Below are 24,097 nucleotides of genomic sequence, written 5' to 3' on the forward strand. Positions count from 1 at the left end.
ACATCACATGAATCAACCATTAGCATACGTTCATCCTGGAGCTAAAATTGCAAAAAATGTAGTTATAGACCCATTTACAACTATTCATAATAATGTAGTAATAGGTGAGGGAACCTGGATAGGAAGTAACGTAACCATTATGGAAGGTGCTCGTATTGGAAAAAATTGTAATATTTTTCCAGGTGCCGTAATTTCTGCCGTTCCACAAGACCTTAAATATAACGACGAAGATACCTTAACACTTATTGGCGACAATGTTACTATTAGAGAATGTGTTACCATAAATAGAGGAACCACAGACCGGATGAAAACGGTAATTGGCGATAATTGTTTAATTATGGCCTATTGTCATATTGCACACGATTGTATTGTAGGGAGAAATTGTATTTTTTCTAACAACAGTACTTTAGCAGGACATATAACGGTTGGCGATTATGTTGTTTTAGCAGGAATGACAGCAGTGCATCAATTTTGTTCTATAGGGAACCATGCGTTTGTAACGGGTGGATCTTTAGTACGAAAAGATGTTCCGCCTTTTGTAAAAGCAGCTAGAGAACCATTATCGTATGTAGGAATCAATTCGGTAGGATTACGTAGACGTGGATTTTCAACAGACAAAATAAGAGAAGTGCAGGATATTTATCGTGTATTGTATCAAAAAAATTATAATAATACCCAAGCTGTAGAAATTATTGAAGCAGAATGGGAAGCAACTCCAGAACGCGATGAAATTCTTCAATTTATAAGAGATTCACAACGCGGAATTATGAAAGGATATTTCAAATCAAACTAAAAATATAATGGCAACAACATCAGATATTAGAAACGGATTATGTATAAGATATAATCATGATATTTTTAAAGTAATTGAATTTTTACACGTTAAACCAGGAAAAGGGCCAGCGTTTGTAAGAACAAAATTAAAGAGTGTAACTACTGGTAAAGTTATAGATAATACATTTTCAGCAGGTCATAAATTAGAAGATGTACGTGTAGAAACGCATAAATTTCAATATTTATATCCAGAAGGTGATTTATATCACTTTATGAATGTAGAAGATTACAATCAAATTACTCTAAACGTAAACGCTTTAGATAATCCTGGCTTATTAAAAGAAGGTGAAGTGGTTACGGTTTTAATCAACTCTGAAGATAATGCACCACTTTCTGTAGATATGCCTGCAAGTGTTATTTTAGAAGTAACTGCTACAGAACCAGGAGTGAAAGGAAATACGGCGACAAATGCCACTAAACCTGCAACTGTAGAAACTGGAGCAACTATAAATGTACCTTTATTTATTAATGAAGGAGACAAAATTAAAGTTGAAACAGATAAAGGGACTTACAAAGAAAGAGTTAAAGAATAGGTTCTTGTGAAATTTCCAAACCCTTATACTTTAAAACAAATAGCCAATCTTATTGATTGCAAATTTGTGGGACAAGACGATTTTCCTGTTTTAGGCATGAATGAAATACATGTGGTAGAATCGGGAGATATTGTTTTTGTAGACCATCCAAAATATTACGACAAAGCTTTACAGTCTGCGGCAACTATTGTTTTAATTAATAAAGAAGTTGACTGTCCAGAAGGTAAAGCCTTGTTAATTTCCGACGATCCATTTCGAGATTTTAATAAGCTTACGCAGCATTTTAAGCCATTTCAAAGTGCATCCAAAAGTATTTCAGATTCAGTAACAGTTGGAGATAATACTATAATTCAGCCAAACTGTTTTATTGGACATAATGTAACCATTGGTGCCAATTGCATTATTCATTCTAATGTAAGTATTTACGATGATGCTGTCATTGGAGATAATGTAGTTATACATGCAGGAAGTGTTTTAGGCGCATCGGCTTTTTATTATAAAAATAGACCAGAAGGATTCGATCAGTTAAAATCTGGTGGTCGTGTTGTAATCGAAGATAATGTTCATATAGGTGCCTTATGTACCATAGATAAAGGTGTTACTGCCGATACTATAATTGGAGCAGGTTCTAAATTAGATAACCAAATTCAAGTTGGACACGATACAGTAATAGGTAAAAAATGTTTAATAGCTTCTCAAGTAGGTATTGCTGGTTGTGTAGTTATAGGAGACGAAGTTACCATTTGGGGACAAGCTGGAACAGCTAGTGGAATCACTATAGGAGCAAAAGCAATTATTTTAGGACAGACTGGGGTAACAAAATCTGTAGCCGGTGGAAAGACTTATTTTGGAACACCTATAGACGAATCTAGGAACAAACTTAAAGAGTTTGCAATGCTTAGGCAGCTTCCTAAATTAATCGAGAAATTAAAGGAACTTTAAGAAATTAACAGTAACCTTACTGAGAAAGAAAATAGTAGAATAAAAGTTAAAAAAATCTTTATAAATACTTGTTAAAACTTTACTTTTGTGAAGCTTTAAAAAAATAAACCATACATAAATGAGCGTTTTAGTAAACAAAAATTCAAAAATAATAGTTCAAGGATTTACTGGTAGTGAAGGGACTTTTCACGCCGGACAAATGATTGAATACGGAACAAATGTAGTAGGTGGAGTAACCCCTGGAAAAGGTGGTCAAACACATTTAGACAAACCAGTTTTCAATACAGTAAAAGATGCTGTAGAACAAGTAGGGGCAGATACCACTATCATTTTTGTACCACCAGCTTTTGCTGCTGATGCTATTATGGAAGCTGCAGATGCGGGTATAAAAGTAATTATTACAATTACAGAAGGTATTCCAGTTGCAGATATGATTAAAGCTTCAGATTATATTAAAGGTAAAGATTGCCGTTTAATTGGTCCTAACTGCCCAGGTGTAATTACGCCAGGTGAAGCTAAGGTTGGAATTATGCCAGGATTTGTATTTAAAAAAGGGAATGTAGGTATTGTTTCTAAATCGGGTACATTAACTTACGAAGCTGCAGACCAAGTTGTAAAACAAGGTTTAGGTATTACTACAGCTATTGGTATTGGAGGAGATCCAATTATTGGAACAACTACTAAAGAAGCTGTAGAACTTTTAATTAACGACCCAGAAACTGAAGCTGTTGTAATGATAGGTGAAATTGGAGGTCAGTTAGAAGCAGATGCTGCAAAATGGTATAAAGAAAGTGGTTCTAAAAAACCAGTTATTGGATTTATTGCTGGTGAAACAGCTCCTGCTGGACGTACTATGGGACATGCTGGTGCTATTGTTGGTGGAAGTGATGATACGGCTCAAGCTAAAAAAGCAATCATGAAAGAGTGCGGTATTCACGTTGTAGATTCTCCTGCAGAAATTGGTAAAAAAGTTGCTGAAGTATTAGGGTAATTCTTAATTGCTTTTAAAATATTAGAAAGAGGCTGTACAAAAGGTTTTAAATTCGTCATTCTGAATTTATTTCAGAATTTCATTATATAGATAACAAATATGTGAAAACCTGAATCAAGTTCAGGTTGACGAAAACTCAACTTTTTTGGGACAGCCTCTTTTTTATGCTTAATTTCCTTTATAATTTTATTTTGTGTTTTAAATGGTCGTCTAAAAATGTTATCATGGCTTTGTAAAAGTCGAAACGATTTTCTTCATTTCTAAAACCATGACCTTCATCTTCCTTAAGCATATATTCAACAGTTATTCCGTTTTTTCTAAGTGCTTCTACCATTTGATCGGATTCCGCCTGAGCAACACGTGGGTCGTTTGCACCTTGTGCGATAAATAGAGCAGATTTTATTTTGTCTACATGATACACCGGACTGTTGGCACGCATCATTATGCTATCATTAGTATTAGGGTTATTAGTGAAGCCATCTCTAGATATATTAGTAATAGGCAGCATAAGAGCCCTGTACCCTGGATTGATTCACGGACTTAAACCGGCCAAATGTTTTAGAGTTTCTGTGTCTTGGTCTAATATATAATAAGTCCTCTTGATTTGTCGTTCCCAAACCAAATAGATCATTAATATTTAAAAATTTATGCTATTTTACAATGAACTAAAAACCAATATTATGGTAAATAAAATTATGAAAGAATTTGAGATTGTAGAGTTGGAAGAGAGACTTAAAATGAAAGCTGAATGGAGAACCTCCTTGATTGCTTCAAATCAAAATGAAAGAACTGTTTCTGGAGAAGTTTTGGTTAATTTTTAAGCAATAATTTAATAGAAATGAAAATAATCAAATTCAAATTTTTTTGTTTTTTACTTCTGTTCTTTAATTTAATACACTCCCAAAATAGTATTAAAGGCATAGTGCAGGATTCTATAAGTAAAGAACGGATACCGTACGTTTCAATTAAGATTTCTGGAACGAATACAGGTACAATTACTAATGAAAATGGTGAGTTTTTTATTTCCAATTTACAATCTGAACAAAATCTAGGGTTAAATCATATCTCTTATAAGTTTAAAAATTTAAATTTTAACAATACAAGCGTAGATACTTCCTTTGTGATTAATTTAAGTCCCAGTATTGTAGAACTCCCAGAAGTTTATTTAAATTCGTTGGATATAAATGAAATCATTAATAAATCGTATGTAAATGGATTTAAAAACTCTAATTCTAAATATAAATCAGATTTATTTTATCGACAATTGACCACTACAAATAATTTGCCATCAGAATTTATTGAAGTATTTTATCATGGGGAAATTTCTACTATTAGAGTTGAACAAATGAAATTAATTCAAGGCAGATTTGCTCAGAAAGATAGGGAAGATAAACAATCCACTCCAAGTATAACAAATTTCTATTATTTTTCAACTGTTCCAATATTTCAAGAAGAAATTTATGACGTTATTTTTCCTCTCAACCAGAATTATGAAAATATTATAATTGCACTTTGAAAAAAATTATAAAAAAGGAAAATGAAAGTGGGGATATAGCAGTTATTCAATTCGAATCTAAAAACACTTTGGATAAAGCGATTTTTGAAGGCGAATTATATTTTAATCTAAAAAATTATAACCTTATAAAAATGAAAGGATATATAAAAAGTCTTCTCGGGTTAAATTTTAAGAATAAAGAATTTCGGCTATTAAATGCTATATATCATTATGACATAACATTTCAGAATAGTGTAGGTGATTACTCATTAATTAATAATATTGAAGTTGTACTTAATTTTGATTTAGTCAATAAAGACAATGTAAGTTCCAAAATAATGGTAAAGTCAAATTTAACGTCATACAATCTTAATGACAAATTCACTAGTAATACTACCAAAAAAGTAAAAGATAATTATAATTTAATTTCTCAAATAAATAAGAAGCACTATGATGCTGAATTTTGGGAAAACAATTCAGTAATTAAAAGATCTGCAGAAGATAAATTAGTAATTGATTCATTTAACAAACAAAGTCTTTTTATAATCAATCCAGAATCAAATTAAATATGAGTAGAAAGAAGTAAATGACATATAGATAACATGCTAAAAAATGGGAGATATAGATTCTATAATTTTTAAATGTAATAAAAAATGCCTTTATGGGATTATAAGCTTTTCAGAAACCCGAACTATTTAAATATACGAAATAATTTAGGATGGGTTTAATTGTGAAAGTTGAATATTTTTTGTGATAAAAATCAATCATTTTGTAGCTAAGAGCTCTTAAATTTTTGTAAGTTAAACTGTTAAAATTTATATAATACTAGTTTTATATTTAGTAGTAGCTATTATTTTGTTGAAAGATTTTTAAATCACTAAACTTATCCCTATGAAAAAACTAAAATTGCTCGGCGTGTTTTGCTTAATAGCCACGTTACATTCAAGTTGTAAAGAAGAACAAGCAGAAGTTGCTGAAGTTAAAACAGAAGAGAAGTCAGATGCTAACGGCTTTAGTTATCAAACGGTAACTAACGATCCAACAGGTTTGCGATTATACACTTTAGACAACGGATTGCAAGTGTATTTAAGTAAAAATACCGACGAACCTAAAATTCAAACTTATATTGCTGTTCGTGCGGGTTCTAATTACGATCCTAGTAATTCTACAGGATTGGCTCATTATTTAGAACATATGTTATTTAAAGGAACCGATAAAATAGGAACTTTAGATTGGGAAAAAGAACAAGCCTATATTAAAGAAATTTCAGATTTATATGAAGCACATCGTGCAGAAACAGATGCAGATAAAAAAGATGAAATTTACAAGAAAATAGATGAAGTGTCGCTGGAAGCTTCAAATTATGCTGTTGCCAACGAATATGATAAGTTGGTTAGCGGAATGGGAGCCACGGGCACAAATGCACATACTTGGTTTGAAGAAACCGTGTATAAAAACAAAATTCCAACCAACGAGTTAAATAAATGGTTAAACTTAGAGAGTGAGCGGTTTAGTAAATTAGTGCTTCGATTATTTCATACCGAATTGGAAGCCGTTTTCGAAGAATTCAATAGAAGCCAAGATAACGATGGTAGAAAAGTATATACGGCTATGTTGGATGGCTTATTTCCTAATCATCCATACGGTCAGCAACAAACTATTGGAACTGCAGATCATTTAAAAAATCCGTCATTAGTAGATATTAATAACTATTTCGATAAATATTACGTGCCTAATAATATGGCTATGGTGTTGGTGGGAGATATCGATTTTGATAAAACAATTAAGGAAGTTAATGACACCTTTGGAAAATTAAAAAATAAAGAAGTTACACATCCTACATTGCCAAAAGAAACCGCAATAACTTCGCCAATTGTAAAGGAGGTATTTGGTCCAACATCAGAAAGTGTGAGCATAGCATTTAGAAGTGAAGGCATTAATTCTGAAGAAGAAAAATATGTAACGCTTGCAGATATGATTTTTTCTAACGGAAAAGCGGGGTTAATAGATTTAAATCTTAATCAGAAACAAGAAGTGCAAGGTGCAGGAAGTTCTGTAATGTTTTTAAACGATTATGGATTACAGCAATTTTCTGGAAAACCTAGAGAAGGGCAGAGCCTGGACCAAGTGAAAGATTTATTATTTGGTGAAATTGAAAAATTAAAAAGTGGAGCTTTTGACGAGTGGATGATCGATGCTGTAATTAACGATTTAAAGTTAAAGCAAATTAAGCAGTACGAAAGCAGTACAGGTTTAGCCTCAGCGTATTATAATGCTTTTATTCATCATGAAAATTGGGCCGATAAAGTGAAGTTTATAGACGATTTAAAAAAGATTTCTAAACAAGAATTAGTCGATTTTGCAAATCGTTTTTATAAAGATAATTACGTTGTGGTTTATAAGCGAAAAGGTACAGATAGTACTATTGTTAAAGTACAAAACCCAGGCATAACACCTGTAAATTTAAACCGCGATAAAAGTTCGCAATATTTTAAAGATTTCAGTGCAGTAGAAGCAGAAGCCTTACAACCAAAATATGTAGATTATAAAGCAGCGATAAAAGAGCGCACTTTAGATAATGGCATTAAAGTATCTTATATAGAAAATGAAACCAACGATCTTTTTAATTTAAATTTCATTTTCGACATGGGAAGCGATAACGATAAAAAATTAAGTTTAGCTGTTGGGTACTTAGAGTATTTGGGTACAGAGACATTATCTGCCGAAGACGTTAAAAAGGAATTCTATAAATTAGGTATAAATTATAATGTAAGTGCTGGAAGCGATGTGTCTTACGTAGGTTTAAGTGGTTTAAAAGAAAACCTACCTAAGGGTTTAGAATTACTTGAAGACTTATGGAGCCATGCACAATCTAATCCAGAGGCTTATGCTAAATATGTCGATCAAATTTTAAAATCTAGACAAGATGGTAAAACTCAAAAAGGGAATATTTTATGGAGAGGTTTAGTTAGTTACGGACAGTATGGCGAGAATTCTCGTATGCGAAATATCATTAAAGCATCAGAATTAAAAGCTCAAGACCCTCAGGAGTTGGTAGATATTATTAAAGATTTAAAAGATTATAAGCAGCGTATTTTTTACTACGGAAAAGATGTAGATCAAGCCGTTGCTGCTCTAAATAAAGATCACAAATTAATAGATCAATTAAAAGATTACCCAGAAGAAACAACCTATATTGAAAAGGAAACAGGGGGCATGTGTATTTTGTAGACTACGATATGGTGCAATCTGAAATGGTGTTTTTAGCAAAAGGAAAACCATTCGATCCGGAAAACCTTGCGGCAGCAAGTTTATTTAACGCTTATTTTGGTAGTGGCTTATCTTCTATTGTATTTCAGGAAATTAGGGAATCTAAATCTTTGGCGTATTCGGCCTATTCTAAATACGACACTCCAGCAAGAAAAGACGAGTCTAATTACATTACTGCTTATATTGGTACCCAAGCAAATAAAATGGAGCAAGCTGTAAATGCCATGATGAGTTTAATGAGCGATATGCCAGAAGCAGAAAGACAATTTGAAGCGGCTAAAGATGCAGCTTTAAAGAAAATAGCTGCACAACGCATTACTAAATCTAATATCTTTTGGAGCTACGAACGTTTAAAGAAATTAGGTATCGATAACGATAATCGTGAAGCGATGTATAATACCATCAAAAATATGACGATGAGTGATTTACGTGATTTCTTTAACGAAAATATTAAAGGCGAAAACTATAATATTATGGTTGTGGGAAATAAAAAAGATATCGATTTTAAAGCTTTAAGCAAACTAGGAGAAATTCAAGAAATGGATATCGATTATTTATTTAATTATGATACAACAGACCAAGTTAAGATGTAATTCGCTTAATTTCTATAGTATATCACTAAAACCTCACAAATATGTGAGGTTTTTTTATATCGTCAGATTTGGAATTACTATCTTTGATGTTCAAAATTTTATTTAATTACACATGAAATTATTACAAGGAAAAACAGCAATTATTACAGGTGCAAGCCGTGGAATTGGTAAAGGAATTGCTCAAGTTTTTGCACAACATGGTGCAAATGTAGCATTTACTTATAGTTCGTCTGTAGAAGCTGCAAACGCTCTAGAAGCAGAATTACAAGGCTTAGGAATAAAAGCTAAAGGATACCAAAGTAATGCTGCCAATTTTAGTGAAGCTCAAACTCTAGCAGACGATGTAGTAAAAGAATTTGGTAGTATCGATATATTAGTAAATAACGCAGGAATAACTAAAGATAATTTATTAATGCGTATTAGTGAAGAAGATTTTGATTCGGTTATAGAAGTGAATTTAAAATCGGTTTTTAATATGACCAAAGCTGTACAACGAACCATGCTTAAACAACGTAAAGGCTCTATTATTAATATGAGTTCTGTAGTTGGGGTTAAGGGTAATGCTGGTCAAACAAATTATGCTGCTTCTAAAGCAGGTATTATCGGATTTTCAAAATCTGTTGCTTTAGAATTAGGTTCTAGAAACATTAGAAGCAACGTTGTTGCTCCAGGTTTTATAGAGACTGAAATGACTGCAAAATTAGACGAAAACACAGTAAAAGGATGGCGCGATGGTATTCCGTTAAAACGTGGAGGTACACCAAGTGATGTTGCCAATGTTTGTGTGTTTTTAGCAAGCGATATGAGTGCGTATGTTACAGGACAAACGCTAAATGTAGATGGCGGAATGTTAACATAATATATGCATACACAAACCGTATTATATATTATTCTAGCTGGAATTATAGCGCTTTTATTAGCTTTATTTCAGTATAAATATAAAGTGAAAAGCATGTCTAAATTGTACATGCTTTTCGCTTTTTTAAGGTTTGTAATACTTTTTTCTGTACTACTTCTATTAATTAACCCGAAGTTTGAACAATTACATTTAACTACAGAAAAGCCTAAACTTTTAGTGGCTATAGATAATTCCAATTCTATAGTGCAATTAGAGCAAAATGAAAAAGCTTTAAGCGCTATTAAAGCTTTTAAATCTAATACCGAACTAAACAATAAATTCGACATTGAATTTTATAATTTTGGTGCGGCTTTAAATAGCTCAGATACAATTACCTTTTCAGAAAAACAAACCGATATTTCTGCAGCTCTAGACGGGTTACAGGATATTTATAAAGACGCCATCGCACCAACCGTTTTAATTACAGATGGAAATCAGACTTTTGGTAATGATTATGAGTTTACACCTTATAAGCAGCCAGTATATCCTATTATTTTAGGAGACACCACGAGTTATTCCGACTTAAGTATTAGGCAACTTAATGTAAATAAGTATGCCTATTTAAAAAATAAATTTCCAGTAGAAACCATAGTTGTTTATAACGGAAAGAAAACCGTAAATACCACATTTACGATAACTTCAGGGAAACAAATGGTATATACCAAAAATATAACCTTTAATGCCGCTCATAATTCCGAAGTTATTCAGATTAATTTATCTGCAAACCATGTGGGTTTATCTACCTATAAAGCACATTTAACACCTCTAAATTCAGAAAAAAATACGGTTAATAACACGAAAAATTTTGCTGTTGAAGTGATCGATGAAAAGATGAAAATAGCGATTGTTTCAAGTTTTTATCATCCAGATTTAGGCGCTTTTAAAAAGAGTATCGAAAGTAATGAGCAACGCGAGGTATCTATTTTAAAACCTAATGAAATAAAATCAAAACTAAATGATTTTCATTTGATTATCTTATATCAACCAAATAATCAGTTTAAGTTTTTATTTGATGTAATACATTCCGAAAACCGCAATACTTTTATTGTTTCTGGTCCTAAAACAGATTGGTTTTTTCTAAACGAACAATCTAAAGTTTATGAACACGATATTACGACGCAAACCGAAATGTATCAAGGTGAGTTTAATTCTAATTTTTCAACATTTATAGTCGATGATTTAAATTTTGAATCCTTTCCACCATTACAATCTACTTTTGGAGAAATCACTTTTTTTGGCCCTTATGAAACCTTGCTGTATAAAAAGCTTGGAAGCCTAACTACAAAGCAACCACTATTGGCTACTTTCGAAACAAACGGAAGGCGAGAAGCGCTGCTTTTGGGAGAAAATATATGGCAATGGCGTGCTCAAAGTTTTTTAAATGAAAAGTCTTTTAACACCTTCGATAATTTTATTGGGAAGCTCGTGCAATATCTAGCCTCTACAAAACGAAAAACCCGATTGGTAGTCGATTTCGAATCCTTTTACGAAGGTGTAAATTCGGTGCTTATTAAGGCCCAATTTTTTAATAAAAACTACGAATTTGACGCTCGAGAAACACTGCAAATCAGTTTAAAAAATAAGGAAACTGGAGTAGTTACAGAAGTGCCTTTAGTTTTAAAAAACAACAATTATCAAGTCGATTTAAGTCATTTACCAGCCTCAAGTTACGATTTTACAGTACAGGCACTCGGAGAAAATATTTCGAAATCAGGAAGCTTTACTATTTTGGAATATAATGTGGAGCAACAATTTTTAAATGCCAATATAGATAAGATAAATACATTGGCTGCAAAAACAAATGGAACGTCTTATTTGATAGATGATTATGAGCCAATTTTTGAAGCATTAATTTCGGACAAATCATTTGCTACCATTCAAAAAAGCACCAAGACTACCAAAGGGTTAATAGATTGGAAATATGTGCTTGGATTGATAGTTTTCTGCCTATCTTTGGAATGGTTATTGAGAAAGTATAACGGATTAACTTAATAAATAAATAATGGATAAATTACCTAAAATTGCATTGCCTTTTATAATCGCTATTATAGCTTTAATAATTATTGTTTCTAAATCTGCTATAACCATCAATTCGGGTGAAGCCGGTGTGCTTTATAAGACTTTTGGTGGCGGGGTTGTTACAGACGAACCACCACTTGGTGAAGGGTTTCATATTGTAGCTCCTTGGAATAAAGTGTTTGTTTACGAAGTGAGACAACAAGAGCTTTACGAAAAAATGAATGTGTTATCTTCTAACGGATTGGATATTAAATTAGAGGCTTCTGCATGGTTTCAACCACAGTTTGAAAACTTAGGAAAATTACATCAAGAAAAAAGTGAAATGTACAAGGAACGTATTTTACTTCCTGCCATTCGTTCTGCTGCCAGAAGTGTTGTAGGACGTTATACACCTGAGCAATTGTACTCAAGTAAGCGTGATGCGATTCAGCAAGAAATTTTTGAAGAAACTAAAAGTATTGTAGATGACCAATACATTCAATTAAACGAAATTTTAGTGCGCGACGTTACTTTACCTGCAACAATTAAAGATGCTATTGAGCGTAAATTAAAGCAAGAGCAAGAATCTTTAGAATACGAATTTAGATTAGTTACAGCAACTAAAGAAGCCCAAAAACAAATTATTGAAGCACAAGGTAAAGCCGATGCGAATAGAATTTTAAGTGAGTCTTTAAATGATAAAATTTTACAAGATAAAGGGATAGAAGCAACAGTAAAATTATCGGAATCTCCAAACTCTAAAGTGATTGTAATTGGTTCTGGAGATAGCGGATTACCTATTATACTTGGGAATCAATAAATTTTTAACAAATATTAAAATAAAAGCTTGCATAAGTCTTTTTATTTTTTGAATATTTGCTGAGAACAAAAAAACAAAACATGACATTTATTCAAATTCATCATCATCATTTTCATACTTGCACTCAGGCGAGTTAAGGATGTATTGAATAAATTCAAAATATATTTTTAAACCCCGTTTGAGTAGATCAAATGGGGTTTTATTTTATCTACCCATGATTTACTCAAACCATATTAATCAATAAAATGAGTAAACTAAAAATTGCAGTTCAAAAATCAGGTCGACTTTACGACGAATCTATGGAAATCCTTAAAGACATAGGAATTTCTATAGACAATGGAAGAGATCAATTAAAAGCTTCTGCTAAGAATTTTCCAATCGAAGTGTTTTATTTACGCAACGGCGATATCCCTCAATATTTAAAAGATGGCGTTGTAGATGCCGCGATTATTGGAGAAAATGTTTTAATAGAAAAAGGAGGCGATATTCAAATTGTTCAAAAGTTAGGGTTTTCGTCTTGTAAAGTTTCTATTGCAGTGCCAAAAGCTGTAAAATATAATAGTATACAAGATTTAGAAGGTAAGCGTATAGCCACCTCGTATCCAAATACCGTGCAATTATTTTTAGATAAAAACAATGTTAATGCACAACTTCACATTATTAACGGCTCGGTAGAAATTGCTCCAAATATAGGTTTAGCAGATGCCATTGTAGATATTGTTTCTAGCGGAAGTACCTTATTTAAAAATGGTTTAAAAGAAGCGGAAGTATTGTTGAAATCTGAAGCTGTGTTGGCGTCTTCACCATTAATTTCAGAAGAAAATTTAGAACTTTTAAATAAAATAAAATTTAGAATTGATTCCGTTTTAAAAGGCAGACAATCTAAATATGTGCTCTTAAATGCGCCAAACGAAAAATTAAAAGAAATTATTGCCATTTTACCCGGTATGAAAAGTCCAACAGTATTACCTTTAGCACAAGAAGGTTGGAGCTCGGTTCATACCGTAATTAATAAAAATAAATTTTGGGAAATTATAGATGCTTTAAAAGCTCAAGGTGCCGAAGGTATATTAGTTTGCCCAATCGATAATATGGTTTTATAATTAAAGACAGTACGATGAAAATTATTGAAAATCCAGATAGATCAGATTGGTCAGAATTATTAAAGCGTCCTACGAAAACCGTGAATGATATTGAGAAAACGGTTACTCAAATTTTTGATGACGTAAAACGCAATGGGGATGAAGCAGTGGCTAAATACACATCGCTTTTTGATGGTGTATCCTTAGAAGAGAATGTGGTTACCGAAGAGGAAATTGCATATGCAAAATCGCAAGTTTCAGACGACTTAAAAGTAGCTATTCAAACAGCATATAAAAATATAGAGCGTTTTCACGGTGCCCAAAAAACCGATAAAGTTGAAGTAGAAACCATGGCTGGCGTTTCGTGCTGGCAAGAAAAACGCGCCATAGATAAAATAGGTTTATACATTCCAGGAGGAACAGCGCCTTTATTTTCAACCGTTTTAATGTTAGCGGTTCCGGCTAAAATTGCAGGATGTAAAGAGATTGTCTTATGTTCTCCACCAAGTACAACAGGAAAAATAGCTAACGAAATTTTATTCGCTGCCGATTTATGCGGTGTTTCTAAAATTATAAAAGTAGGCGGAATTCAAGCCATTGCCGGTTTAACTTTTGGTACAGAAAGTATTCCGCAAGTGTATAAAATTTTCGGACCAGGAAATCAATTTGTCACTGTTGCAAAGCAATTGGCTACAAAATATGGCGTGGCTATCGATATGCCCGCCGGACCAAGTGAATTGTTGGTGATGGCAGACGACTCTGCTAACGCTGAATTTGTAGCTTCCGATTTGTTGAGTCAAGCCGAACACGGTGCAGATAGTCAGGTGATTTTAGTGTCTACGTCAAAAGTATTGATTGATGCTGTTTTAAAAGCCATCGATGCTCAAATAGAAGCCTTACCTAGACAAACCATCGCTAAAAAAGCGATTGCTAATTCTAAATTAATTTATGTAGAAAGCGATGACATTGCGCTAGATTTAATTAATGAATATGCCCCAGAACACTTTATTATTTGTTCTAAAAATGAAGATTTATTTGTAAACGGTATTAGAAACGCCGGTTCGGTATTTATTGGAAATTATACTCCAGAAAGTGCTGGCGATTATGCTTCTGGTACTAACCACACGTTACCAACTAACGGATTTTGTAAAGCGTATTCTGGCGTAAATTTAGATAGTTTTTTAAAGAGTATTACGTTTCAGAAAATATCAGAAAAAGGCTTGTTAGGTATTGGTAATGTAATTGAGCAAATGGCGGCTGCCGAAGGTTTAGAAGCACACAAAAATGCTGTAACGCTTCGTTTAAACGATTTAAATAAGAACTAATGGCGAACGTTCAAGACTTATTAAGACCTTCAATAAAAGCATTAAAAGCATATTCGTCTGCACGCGACGAATTTCAAGAAGATACCAGCGATATGGTGTTTTTAGATGCTAATGAAAATCCGTTTAACAATGGAATAAATCGCTATCCAGACCCACAACAAAATGAGGTTAAGGATGTATTGTCCAGTTTAAAAGGCGTTCGTAAAAATCATATTTTATTAGGTAACGGAAGCGATGAAGTGCTCGATTTAATCGTACGTGCATTTTGCGAACCTAATCAGGATAACATCATTATTTTACCACCAACTTACGGCATGTACGAAGTATTGGCGAATTTAAATGCTGTGGCCATTAAGAAGGTTTTACTTACAGAAACTTTTCAGCCTCAAGTGGATCAGATTTTAGATGTTGCAGATGCCAATAGTAAAATTTTGTTTTTATGTTCTCCAAACAATCCGTCGGGAAATAGTTTTAACGATAATGAAGTGGAGACTTTATTAAAGAAATTTGAAGGCATTGTAGTAATCGATGAAGCTTATATCGATTTTTCAAATCAAGACAGTTGGTTAGGTCGTTTAGAAGAATTTCCAAATTTAATCATTACACAAACTTTATCTAAAGCGTATGGTATGGCCGGAATTCGATTGGGAATTTGTTATGCTTCAGAAGCGATTATTTCGGTTTTAAATACTATAAAGCCACCCTATAACATCAACGTATTAACTCAGAATAAAGCTGTAGAATTATTAAAGCAAACCGAATTGGTAAGCGATGAAATCGATTCTATTTTAATAGAACGCAGCAAATTAATGTCGGAGTTAAAATCTATTTCATATATAAATAAAATATATCCGTCAGACACCAATTTCGTTCTCGTTAAGCTAGACGATGCGACCAAGCGCTATAATCAATTAATAAAAGAAGGTGTTGTGGTAAGAAACCGTACCACCCAACCGTTATGCGAAAACTGTTTACGTTTAACCGTAGGAACCCCTTCCGAAAATATAACACTAATAACCGCACTTACCAAGTTACAATGAAACAAAAAGTATTATTTATAGATCGTGATGGAACGATAATTAAAGAGCCAGCAGACGAGCAAATTGATGGTTTCGACAAATTAGAATTTTATCCGAAAGTTTTTCAATATTTAAGTAAAATTGCCAAAGAACTCGATTACGAAATCGTAATGATTACCAACCAAGATGGTTTAGGAACCGAAGCTTTTCCTGAAGATACTTTTTGGCCAGTTCATAATTTTATTCTTGAAGCTTTTAAAAATGAAGGTGTAGAATTTAAAGAACAATTTATAGATAGAACCTTCGCGAAAGACAATGCGCCAACGCGTAAACCAAATACGGGCTTGCTAACAAAATATTTTTCTGAAGACTATGATTTAGCGAATTCTTATGTAATTGGTGACCGATTAACAGATATAGAGCTTGCTAAAAACTTAGGTGCTAAAGGTATTTTTATTAATGATAATACTAATCTTGGTACCGATGAAATTACTGTAAAACGTGATGCTTTAAATAGCTTTATTGCATTAGAATCTAATGATTGGGAAGAAATCTATAAACATTTAAAAGTTGAAGATCGTACGGGAAGCATCGAGCGTAATACCAATGAAACTAAAATTAAAATCGATTTAAATTTAGATGGAACGGGTAAAAGTAATATTGAAACGGGAATTGCATTTTTCGACCATATGTTAGATCAAATTGCGCGTCACGGACAGTTAGATTTAAATATAAAAGTGGATGGCGATTTAGACGTCGATGAACACCACACTATTGAAGATACAGCCATTGCTCTGGGTGAATTATTTAATACCGTTTTAGGAAACAAATTAGGAATAGAGCGCTACGGGTTTTACTTACCTATGGACGATTGTTTAGCTTCGGCAGGCATTGATTTTGGCGGTAGAAACTGGTTAGTTTGGGAAGCTGATTTTAAACGTGAAATGGTTGGAAAAATGCCAACAGAAATGTTTTATCACTTTTTTAAATCGTTTACAGACGGGGCCAAATGTAATTTAAACATCAAAGCAGAAGGGACCAACGAACATCATAAAATTGAAGCTATTTTTAAAGCTTTTGCTAAAGCGATTAAAATGGCCGTAAAACGCGATGTAGAAAAAATGATTTTACCTTCAACAAAAGGTATGTTGTAAACGCCCATCTTAATCTTCCTAAAAAGAAGAGTCTCTCTTGTATTTGTAGAGAGTGAAAAGCAAAAAGAATATGAGTTTAAATAAAGAAAAGTTAAAGGATACACCTACGAGTTCGTCTTCTAAGACCGCGAATGGCATTAAGGTCGTAATCATAGATTATGGCGCCGGAAATATAAAAAGCATACAATTTGCCTTTAAACGTTTAGGATACGATGCGATTTTGTCTAACGATCCAGAAGTTATTAAACAAGCCGATCGCGTAATTTTTCCAGGAGTAGGCGAAGCAAGTTCAGCTTTAAAAATGCTAAAGAATACGAAATTAGACAAATTAATTCCTACCTTAACACAACCTGTTTTAGGCATTTGTTTAGGTATGCAATTGTTGTGTAAAACCACAGAGGAAGGGAATACCGAAGGTTTGGGTATTTTTCAAGTGGACGTAAAACGTTTCCCGAATACGGTTAAAGTGCCACAAATGGGATGGAATACCATAACAGATTTAAAATCAGATTTATTTGAAGGCATTCCCGAAGCATCGTTTATGTACTTAGTACATAGTTATTATGCCGAAAATTGTAAAGAAGCTATTGCTTTAACAAATTATAATGGCAATTATGCATCAGCATTACAGCACAATAATTTTTATGGGGTTCAATTTCATCCTGAAAAAAGTAGTGTGGCGGGCGCAAAACTACTTGAGAATTTTTTAAATCTAAAATCATAAATTGATCAATACCTAACCAATGAGAATTATACCAGCCATAGATATTATAGATGGAAAATGCGTCCGATTAACCAAGGGCGATTACGATACCAAGAAAATTTACAACGAAAATCCCTTAGAAGTCGCTAAAAGTTTTGAAGATGCAGGTGTAGAATATTTACATTTAGTCGATTTAGATGGCGCAAAAGCAGGAACTATTATAAATTATAAGGTTTTAGAGCAGTTAACCTCTAAAACCAACTTAAAAATAGATTTTGGTGGCGGATTAAAAACTAACGAAGATTTGTATGTGGCCTTTAATTCGGGAGCCAAACAAATAACTGGTGGGAGTATCGCTGTTAAAAATAGAGTCATGTTCGAGAGCTGGATTCAAAAATACGGGAGTCAGAAAATTATTTTAGGAGCAGATGCTAAAAACGAAAAAGTAGCTATTAGTGGCTGGTTGGAAGAAAGTAGTTTAGAAGTGGCTCCGTTTATCAAAGGGTATATGAGCAAAGGGATACAGTATGTTATTTGCACAGATATTTCTAAAGACGGGATGCTTGAAGGCCCTTCATTAGATTTATACAAAAAGATAATCACAGAAAATCCTAATATAAAATTAATTGCTTCTGGTGGAATTTCTTGTATGGACGAGCTTCCTAAACTAAAAGCATTGGGTTGTGAAGGGGTGATTATAGGAAAAGCGATTTACGAAAATAAAATCAGTTTAAAAGATTTAGAAAGACTGGTTGTAAACTCTCAATAAGGTAATATGCTTACAAAACGAATAATTCCATGTTTGGATATTAAAAACGGAAGAACCGTAAAAGGGGTAAATTTTGTCGATTTAATCGATGCGGGAGATCCTGTAGAATTGGCCAAGCAATATGCATTAAAAGGAGCAGACGAGTTGGTGTTTTTAGATATTTCGGCCACGTTAGAAGGAAGAGGAACCACGCTAGACATGGTTTTACATGTTGCAGAGCAAGTTAATATACCATTTACTGTTGGTGGAGGTATCTCTTCAATAGAACATGTTGATGCTTTATTACAATGCGGGGCAGATAAAATTTCTGTAAATTCATCTGCAGTAAAACGACCAGAATTAGTTAAAGAATTGGCCGATAAATTTGGGAGTCAGTGTGTTGTTGTGGCGATTGATGCCAAGCAAGTAGACGGCCAGTGGAAAGTGCATTTAGCAGGAGGTAGTATTCCTACAGATATCGATTTATTTGAATGGGCGAAGCAAGTTGAAGAATTGGGTGCAGGTGAAATTTTATTCACTTCTATGAACCACGATGGTACTAAAAATGGATTCGCAAATGAGGCTTTAGCGAAATTGTCAGATCTGTTAAATATTCCAATTATCGCTTCAGGAGGCGCCGGAACCATGCAACATTTTGTAGATACTTTTAAAGTAGGAAAAGCTGATGCTGCACTTGCGGCTAGCGTATTTCACTTTGGAGAAATTCCTATTTCAGAATTAAAAGAAGAATTAAAGAATAATAATATAGCAGTAAGATTGTAAAATTTTACGTTTCAAAATACGAGTAATGACCATAGATTTTAATAAAAATAACGACGGATTAGTACCAGCAATTATCCAAGATGCAACAACAAAAAATGTGTTGATGCTAGGGTATATGAATGCCGAAGCCTTAGAAAAAACCAAAGCAACCAAATTAGTAACCTTTTTTAGTAGAACAAAAAATAGACTTTGGACCAAAGGTGAAGAAAGTGGGAATGTGTTGCACTTAGTCGATATAAAAGTAGATTGCGATAACGACACCTTATTGGTTTCTGTAAATCCTAACGGGCCAACATGCCATAAAGGAACAGATACGTGTTGGGGAGAAGCTAATGAGGCTTCTTATGGTTTTATTTCGAAATTAGAAGGTGTTATAGAAGACAGACGTTTAAACTACGGGCCAAAGGAATCTTATGTGTCTTCATTATTTGCAAAGGGCATTAACAAAGTGGCTCAAAAAGTAGGTGAGGAGGCCGTAGAAGTTGTGATTGAAGCTAAAGACAACGACGACAACTTGTTTTTAAATGAAAGTGCCGATTTGCTGTTTCATTATTTAATGTTACTACAAGCGAAAGGCTTTACTATTAAGGATGTTGTGGATATTTTAAAAGGAAGAGAAAAATAAAGTACTCTCAAATTAAAGCATAAAAAAAGCGGTTTCAAATTTAGTTTTGAAACCGCTTTTTTATATTAAAGAAAAAAGGATTATTTCTTCTTTTCTAATGCCTTCATTATCTTTTCAGAATACTCTTTAGCATTTTTGCTCATGCTTTGAGGGTCTTCTATTTTTGTTGTTACCACAGCAATAAGTTGTTTCCCATCTGGCTCGTCTAAATTGTAAGTTACTGTTTCTAAAACATAATCTTTTACAATTCTTGTAGACGATGTCATAGGTGTATAAACACCTGTACCTACATAACCAATTGGGTGACTGTAGTATCCTCCGAAACCACCGTAGTAACCAGGATAAAGTCCGCCCCAGCCATAACCACCGTAAGTACCACCAGCATAATAACCACCATCTGTAGTGGTTTGTGTAGATTCTTGGTAATCTTTAATAACACTTAAAACAACAGCATTATAACCTTCTCTTTTTATAGTAGCAGCAAGATTTTTAGTTTCCTCTTCACTTAACTTACGATCTGGATCTATATGTGGTAATTCTTTAAAACTTTCGGTAGCTTTTAAGCCTTTTGCACGTAGTTGAGCAGAAATTTCTTGTTCGAAAGCAATTCTTGCTTGATTGTTTGCAGTTCTGGCAATTACAAGAATATTTTTATTTTTAATAGTACTTACATTGTCTCCAGTCCAAGAGTCTACAACTTTTACACCTGAACAGCTACTTACTATAAAAGCCATTACAAGAATTAAAATTGAAAAATTTGATGTTTTCATAAGATATGGTATTAATGAATTAATTTTAATATTAGATTCAAATGTATATGGTTAAAAGTTGATTTAAAAGAAAAAACTTAATTTAGTTCTGTTTTTATTCAATAAACCTAGATTTCAGTGCTTTTGTCGGTATCATACAAGCCGTCTTTTTTCCGTACCATTTATATCTGTTTTTAGCAATATAATCGTAAACAACATCTCTTAAAGGCTTAGGTACGATTAAAAATACAGCCATTAAATTAATAGGAAAATTTAATTTCGATGCTATTCTTAATGCCGCAGATGATTTTGTATACAGCTTGTTGTTAGGTGTTAATAGTAAAATAGAATCGGTGTCGCTTGGGTTTATTTTAAATTTTTCAATAATAGATTTCCCCGTTTCTCCTTGCAACGTGGTAAAGGAAAAATGATTGTTTTTATCGTGTTTTATAACAAATTGCACAGATGAATCGCATAAATTACATATGCCATCAAATAAGACGAGATTTGTGTTTACACCGATGTTTTTCATTTAAAATGTATAACCTATAGCAATTCCGTATCGAAATGACAAGGCTGAAAATTTAGAACTATTATCTATTTTCGAAAATCTAAAATCAGAATTTATCAAATCTAAGATGCTGTAATCTTCAAGCAGATTGTTTAAATCGTCGTAAAATTCATCAGGTAAGTCTTGGGAGTTTTTAAATCTAAAATTATAATGTCCAGTTCCCGGACCAGCAATTAAAAAATCGATATTAAAATGTTTAGAAAGTGGTAATTTATATCCCACCATAAATCCAATTGAAGTAATATCAACACCCATTTCGAAAGCTAAATCGTAATGTGTATTATCTGAACTTGTATAGTGACCATTTAAATCGCTATTATAATTTGAATATTTTAAATAGGCTCCAAAGTAAAATCCACTTAAAGTTCTATCGGTTGTTTTTCTTAAATAATATCGAACTTCAGGAATAATTTGATACCCTGTATAGAAAATTTCACCGGTTTGAATGTTTCTTCCGTCAAGTTCAGAGATTCTAAAAAGCCCTTCTTTACCTTTATATCCGAAACCTAAAGAGGCGGTAAAGTTATTCCAGATATATCGTTCATAGGTGATTTGATACAAGCCATTAATTAGCTGTAAAGTTTCTAAAGAAAGCTCATTCTTAAAATTCGTTTGGTCTGTACCAAAATTAGAATTTGAATTTTGGCTATATCCAAATTGAGAGTAAAGACAGATTATTATAATGATATAAAAGTGTTTCATAGTTAAAAGATTTAGAACATTAATTTACAAAAAATCAAGGGTTATAAATTAAAATTAGGCCTGTGTTTCTAATTTAGAGGTGTTAAAGTTTTATTTTACCCGTTCTACTAGCTCTAATTGATCTAGGTTAACATTGGTTGTAAAAATACCATAATTAACATTAGCCTTGTTTTTTTCAATACTGTCAATACTTCCAACGGCCTTACCATCTATCAATCTAACGCGATCTCCAACTTTTAATGCTACTTTTGGCTTTGGTGCTAGTACTTCTTTTTGTTTGGCTTCTTTCTTTTTTTGACGAATAATTTCAACCTTCTTTTCGGCTTCTTTAACAACCTTTTCTTCTTTGGCTTTTTTTACCTTTTTCTGTTTAGCAGAAATACGTTTGCGCTTCGAGTTTTCAATTTGAACGACTTTAAAAAGCTCGTCTAACATGTCCTTTTTACGCTTGTTTTCAAAATATTTTTCCGAAATATCATTTAGCTTTTGTCCTAAATAAATGAGTCGTTGATTGCTATCGTATAGTTCTTGATAGCTTTCTAGTTTTTTCTGAATTTTAGTGTTTATTTCTTCTAATTTTTCAGCTTCCGAAAGTTTTTTCTGTTCATTTACTTTTAAAGAACGCTCGGTTTTTTCGAGCTTATTTCGTTCCTTTTGAAGTTTAGCAATTGTGGCATCAAAACGTACTTTGCTACCTTCAATCTTCTTTTTTGCCTTGTTTATTAAACTATAAGGAATTCCATTTTTTTGTGCAACTTCAAACGTAAATGAGCTTCCTGCTTGTCCTAATACCAATTTAAAAATAGGTTCTAAGGTTTTATTATTGAATTGCATGTTTGCATTTTGCATATACGGCAATTCGTTTGCTAGAATTTTTAAATTAGAGTAGTGCGTTGTAATGATTCCGAAGGCTTCCCGTTCGTAAAATTCTTCTAAAAAGGTTTCTGCCAAAGCACCACCTAATTCGGGGTCGGAACCGGTTCCAAATTCATCAATTAAAAATAGTGTTCTACTATTACACTTTTTTAAAAAATAATTCATTTGTTTTAAGCGGTAACTATAGGTGCTTAGATGGTTTTCGATAGATTGATTATCGCCAATATCACTTAAAACTCGTTGAAAAATATAGGTTTTACTGCGTTCGTGAACCGGTATTAACATCCCACTTTGTAACATTACTTGCAATAAACCTACCGTTTTTAAGGTAATACTTTTTCCTCCTGCGTTAGGCCCAGAAATAACAATAATCCTATTGTCTTCATTTAAAGTTATAGTTTGCGGATAGGTTGCTTTTCCTTTTTTAGAGTTTGTTAAATACAATAATGGGTGGTAAGCATCTCGTAAAAACATGCTGCGTTCCTCGGTAATTTCGGGAAGAATAGCATTCAAAGATTTTGCATACTGCGATTTAGCAGCAATAACATCTAATCGAATTAAAAAGTTCTGATAATCGTGTAATAATTCAATAAACGGGCGAATAAAATTGGTTAAATCTTTTAAAATTCTTGTGATTTCTTCTTTCTCCTCGTATTGTAAGTTGTGTAGTTCTCTGGTATATTTTAAAGTGGCTTCTGGCTCAATAAACACAATACTACCCGTTTTACTGCTTCCCATTATAGAGCCTTTAACTTTACGTCTATACATTGCTTTTACAGCCAAAACACGCTTGTTTTCTATAACTGATTCCCGAATATCGTCTAAATATTCTAAGCCCTGATACATGTTTAAAGCGGTCGTAAAACTTTGATTTATTTGCCCTTTTAACTTGTTCATAGACTGCCTTAATTCAGAAAGTAAAGGCGAAGCACTGTTTTTAATATCTCCAAATCGATCTACAATGGCGTTAATGTTTTCGATAAGGGCTTTTGTAACTTCTATATGCGAAGCACTTTCATATAAATTAGGATAATATTCTTGGAATTTTTTCAGGAAAACAATAATCTCATTTGTTGTTTGCGAAATAGAGACAATCTTTTTTAAACTGTGAACTTCTAAATAGGAGTTTTCAATTTTTAGTAATTTAATTTCTTTAGAAATATCGTCGAACCCGTGATTTGGAATTCGGTTATCGTTATCGAAAGAAGACACATATTCATGTGTTAATTGAAGTTCGTATAATACGTCTTCCTGCGTTTTAAATGGTAGAATTTCTAACGCCGCTTGGTGTCCTAATGCCGTTATGCAATATTCACTAACTTGTTCTAATACGGTCTGAAATTCTAAATCTTGTAAGGTCTTTTTATGAATGTTTATCATCCTAAA

General features: G+C 32.9%; 23 protein-coding genes and 1 pseudogene. 19 read left to right on the forward strand and 5 right to left on the reverse strand.

What is annotated here, in order from left to right:
- The first annotated feature begins 7 nt into the window (after positions 1 to 7).
- The 4 genes from lpxA to sucD all read left to right on the forward strand — a co-directional run bounded on the left by lpxA (position 8) and on the right by sucD (position 3,300).
- Entirely contained in the window at positions 8 to 793 is a 786-nt protein-coding gene (gene lpxA, locus A9D35_RS01450) for an acyl-ACP--UDP-N-acetylglucosamine O-acyltransferase (RefSeq protein WP_066218036.1), read from the forward strand.
- A 7-nt stretch (positions 794 to 800) separates the two neighbouring features.
- Positions 801 to 1,367, forward strand: coding sequence for an elongation factor P (gene efp, locus A9D35_RS01455; protein ID WP_066218039.1), 567 nt, complete (start codon positions 801 to 803; stop codon positions 1,365 to 1,367).
- Positions 1,368 to 1,373: 6 nt separating this feature from the next.
- Complete coding sequence (locus A9D35_RS01460) at positions 1,374 to 2,309, forward strand: UDP-3-O-(3-hydroxymyristoyl)glucosamine N-acyltransferase (RefSeq protein WP_066218041.1); 936 nt, start codon at positions 1,374 to 1,376, stop codon at positions 2,307 to 2,309.
- A 118-nt stretch (positions 2,310 to 2,427) separates the two neighbouring features.
- Entirely contained in the window at positions 2,428 to 3,300 is an 873-nt protein-coding gene (sucD, locus tag A9D35_RS01465; protein WP_066218044.1) for a succinate--CoA ligase subunit alpha, read from the forward strand.
- A 178-nt stretch (positions 3,301 to 3,478) separates the two neighbouring features.
- On the opposite strand, the gene A9D35_RS01470 is transcribed toward sucD, so the two are convergent.
- Positions 3,479 to 3,808 (reverse strand): alpha/beta hydrolase family protein, encoded by a 330-nt coding sequence (locus tag A9D35_RS01470; RefSeq protein WP_066218045.1) that lies wholly within the window; start codon positions 3,806 to 3,808, stop codon positions 3,479 to 3,481.
- Between the two features lie 172 nt (positions 3,809 to 3,980).
- Here A9D35_RS01470 and A9D35_RS18635 point away from each other — a divergent pair, with 172 nt between their 5' ends.
- The 15 genes and pseudogenes from A9D35_RS18635 (at position 3,981) to hisIE (ending at position 19,813) form a co-directional block, all read left to right on the forward strand.
- On the forward strand, positions 3,981 to 4,121 hold the full coding sequence (locus A9D35_RS18635; protein WP_159427031.1) for a hypothetical protein: 141 nt from the start codon (positions 3,981 to 3,983) through the stop codon (positions 4,119 to 4,121).
- A 17-nt stretch (positions 4,122 to 4,138) separates the two neighbouring features.
- Positions 4,139 to 4,816, forward strand: a complete 678-nt coding sequence (locus tag A9D35_RS01475) for a carboxypeptidase-like regulatory domain-containing protein (RefSeq protein ID WP_083191578.1) — start codon at positions 4,139 to 4,141, stop codon at positions 4,814 to 4,816.
- Positions 4,813 to 5,361 (forward strand): hypothetical protein, encoded by a 549-nt coding sequence (locus A9D35_RS01480; protein ID WP_066218049.1) that lies wholly within the window; start codon positions 4,813 to 4,815, stop codon positions 5,359 to 5,361. Before A9D35_RS01475 ends, A9D35_RS01480 begins: the two co-directional genes overlap by 4 nt.
- A gap of 325 nt (positions 5,362 to 5,686) precedes the next feature.
- Positions 5,687 to 8,658 (forward strand): annotated as a pseudogene (locus tag A9D35_RS01485) (M16 family metallopeptidase).
- A 112-nt stretch (positions 8,659 to 8,770) separates the two neighbouring features.
- Positions 8,771 to 9,517, forward strand: a complete 747-nt coding sequence (gene fabG / locus A9D35_RS01490; protein WP_066218050.1) for a 3-oxoacyl-[acyl-carrier-protein] reductase — start codon at positions 8,771 to 8,773, stop codon at positions 9,515 to 9,517.
- A gap of 3 nt (positions 9,518 to 9,520) precedes the next feature.
- Positions 9,521 to 11,548, forward strand: a complete 2,028-nt coding sequence (locus A9D35_RS01495; RefSeq protein ID WP_066218053.1) for a hypothetical protein — start codon at positions 9,521 to 9,523, stop codon at positions 11,546 to 11,548.
- Between the two features lie 10 nt (positions 11,549 to 11,558).
- On the forward strand, positions 11,559 to 12,374 hold the full coding sequence (locus A9D35_RS01500; RefSeq protein ID WP_066218055.1) for a prohibitin family protein: 816 nt from the start codon (positions 11,559 to 11,561) through the stop codon (positions 12,372 to 12,374).
- 245 nt (positions 12,375 to 12,619) lie between these two features.
- The gene (gene hisG, locus A9D35_RS01505; RefSeq protein ID WP_066218059.1) at positions 12,620 to 13,477 is read left to right on the forward strand and encodes an ATP phosphoribosyltransferase; all 858 of its coding nucleotides are present in this window, start codon (positions 12,620 to 12,622) and stop codon (positions 13,475 to 13,477) included.
- 14 nt (positions 13,478 to 13,491) lie between these two features.
- Positions 13,492 to 14,781 (forward strand): histidinol dehydrogenase, encoded by a 1,290-nt coding sequence (gene hisD / locus A9D35_RS01510; protein WP_066218061.1) that lies wholly within the window; start codon positions 13,492 to 13,494, stop codon positions 14,779 to 14,781.
- Positions 14,781 to 15,821 (forward strand): histidinol-phosphate transaminase, encoded by a 1,041-nt coding sequence (hisC, locus tag A9D35_RS01515; RefSeq protein ID WP_066218063.1) that lies wholly within the window; start codon positions 14,781 to 14,783, stop codon positions 15,819 to 15,821. The genes hisD and hisC overlap by 1 nt, the downstream gene beginning before the upstream one ends.
- Complete coding sequence (gene hisB, locus A9D35_RS01520; RefSeq protein WP_066218066.1) at positions 15,818 to 16,954, forward strand: bifunctional histidinol-phosphatase/imidazoleglycerol-phosphate dehydratase HisB; 1,137 nt, start codon at positions 15,818 to 15,820, stop codon at positions 16,952 to 16,954. Before hisC ends, hisB begins: the two co-directional genes overlap by 4 nt.
- A 136-nt stretch (positions 16,955 to 17,090) precedes the next feature.
- Positions 17,091 to 17,678: an imidazole glycerol phosphate synthase subunit HisH gene (gene hisH / locus A9D35_RS01525; protein WP_066225686.1), complete on the forward strand. Its 588-nt coding sequence runs from the start codon at positions 17,091 to 17,093 to the stop codon at positions 17,676 to 17,678.
- Between the two features lie 19 nt (positions 17,679 to 17,697).
- Positions 17,698 to 18,426, forward strand: a complete 729-nt coding sequence (hisA, locus tag A9D35_RS01530; RefSeq protein ID WP_066218067.1) for a 1-(5-phosphoribosyl)-5-[(5-phosphoribosylamino)methylideneamino]imidazole-4-carboxamide isomerase — start codon at positions 17,698 to 17,700, stop codon at positions 18,424 to 18,426.
- A 6-nt stretch (positions 18,427 to 18,432) separates the two neighbouring features.
- Positions 18,433 to 19,188 (forward strand): imidazole glycerol phosphate synthase subunit HisF, encoded by a 756-nt coding sequence (hisF, locus tag A9D35_RS01535; protein WP_066218070.1) that lies wholly within the window; start codon positions 18,433 to 18,435, stop codon positions 19,186 to 19,188.
- Between the two features lie 25 nt (positions 19,189 to 19,213).
- A complete protein-coding gene (gene hisIE / locus A9D35_RS01540; protein WP_066218072.1) occupies positions 19,214 to 19,813 on the forward strand; it encodes a bifunctional phosphoribosyl-AMP cyclohydrolase/phosphoribosyl-ATP diphosphatase HisIE in 600 nt (199 codons plus the stop codon).
- A gap of 80 nt (positions 19,814 to 19,893) precedes the next feature.
- Here hisIE and A9D35_RS01545 read toward each other — a convergent pair whose 3' ends face one another.
- From A9D35_RS01545 to A9D35_RS01560, 4 genes are all read right to left on the reverse strand, one after another.
- Positions 19,894 to 20,583, reverse strand: coding sequence for a hypothetical protein (locus A9D35_RS01545; protein ID WP_066218073.1), 690 nt, complete (start codon positions 20,581 to 20,583; stop codon positions 19,894 to 19,896).
- 94 nt (positions 20,584 to 20,677) lie between these two features.
- The gene (locus tag A9D35_RS01550; RefSeq protein WP_066218075.1) at positions 20,678 to 21,094 is read right to left on the reverse strand and encodes a thiol-disulfide oxidoreductase DCC family protein; all 417 of its coding nucleotides are present in this window, start codon (positions 21,092 to 21,094) and stop codon (positions 20,678 to 20,680) included.
- Positions 21,095 to 21,835, reverse strand: a complete 741-nt coding sequence (locus A9D35_RS01555; protein ID WP_066218077.1) for a DUF3575 domain-containing protein — start codon at positions 21,833 to 21,835, stop codon at positions 21,095 to 21,097. It lies immediately after the preceding gene.
- 90 nt (positions 21,836 to 21,925) lie between these two features.
- Positions 21,926 to 24,091: an endonuclease MutS2 gene (locus A9D35_RS01560; RefSeq protein ID WP_066218079.1), complete on the reverse strand. Its 2,166-nt coding sequence runs from the start codon at positions 24,089 to 24,091 to the stop codon at positions 21,926 to 21,928.
- Between the last annotated feature and the right edge of the window lie 6 nt (positions 24,092 to 24,097).

The organism is Formosa haliotis, from assembly GCF_001685485.1.
GTDB lineage: Bacteria > Bacteroidota > Bacteroidia > Flavobacteriales > Flavobacteriaceae > Formosa > Formosa haliotis.

Coding starts and splice junctions, on each gene's coding strand:
- lpxA (WP_066218036.1), top strand. CDS start 8: ATGAATCAACCATTAGCATACGTTCATCCTGGAGCTAAAATTGCAAAA.
- efp (WP_066218039.1), top strand. CDS start 801: ATGGCAACAACATCAGATATTAGAAACGGATTATGTATAAGATATAAT.
- sucD (WP_066218044.1), top strand. CDS start 2,428: ATGAGCGTTTTAGTAAACAAAAATTCAAAAATAATAGTTCAAGGATTT.
- A9D35_RS01470 (WP_066218045.1), bottom strand. CDS start 3,808: ATGCTGCCTATTACTAATATATCTAGAGATGGCTTCACTAATAACCCT.
- A9D35_RS18635 (WP_159427031.1), top strand. CDS start 3,981: ATGGTAAATAAAATTATGAAAGAATTTGAGATTGTAGAGTTGGAAGAG.
- A9D35_RS01475 (WP_083191578.1), top strand. CDS start 4,139: ATGAAAATAATCAAATTCAAATTTTTTTGTTTTTTACTTCTGTTCTTT.
- fabG (WP_066218050.1), top strand. CDS start 8,771: ATGAAATTATTACAAGGAAAAACAGCAATTATTACAGGTGCAAGCCGT.
- A9D35_RS01495 (WP_066218053.1), top strand. CDS start 9,521: ATGCATACACAAACCGTATTATATATTATTCTAGCTGGAATTATAGCG.
- A9D35_RS01500 (WP_066218055.1), top strand. CDS start 11,559: ATGGATAAATTACCTAAAATTGCATTGCCTTTTATAATCGCTATTATA.
- hisG (WP_066218059.1), top strand. CDS start 12,620: ATGAGTAAACTAAAAATTGCAGTTCAAAAATCAGGTCGACTTTACGAC.
- hisD (WP_066218061.1), top strand. CDS start 13,492: ATGAAAATTATTGAAAATCCAGATAGATCAGATTGGTCAGAATTATTA.
- hisC (WP_066218063.1), top strand. CDS start 14,781: ATGGCGAACGTTCAAGACTTATTAAGACCTTCAATAAAAGCATTAAAA.
- hisB (WP_066218066.1), top strand. CDS start 15,818: ATGAAACAAAAAGTATTATTTATAGATCGTGATGGAACGATAATTAAA.
- hisA (WP_066218067.1), top strand. CDS start 17,698: ATGAGAATTATACCAGCCATAGATATTATAGATGGAAAATGCGTCCGA.
- hisF (WP_066218070.1), top strand. CDS start 18,433: ATGCTTACAAAACGAATAATTCCATGTTTGGATATTAAAAACGGAAGA.
- hisIE (WP_066218072.1), top strand. CDS start 19,214: ATGACCATAGATTTTAATAAAAATAACGACGGATTAGTACCAGCAATT.
- A9D35_RS01545 (WP_066218073.1), bottom strand. CDS start 20,583: ATGAAAACATCAAATTTTTCAATTTTAATTCTTGTAATGGCTTTTATA.
- A9D35_RS01550 (WP_066218075.1), bottom strand. CDS start 21,094: ATGAAAAACATCGGTGTAAACACAAATCTCGTCTTATTTGATGGCATA.
- A9D35_RS01555 (WP_066218077.1), bottom strand. CDS start 21,835: ATGAAACACTTTTATATCATTATAATAATCTGTCTTTACTCTCAATTT.
- A9D35_RS01560 (WP_066218079.1), bottom strand. CDS start 24,091: ATGATAAACATTCATAAAAAGACCTTACAAGATTTAGAATTTCAGACC.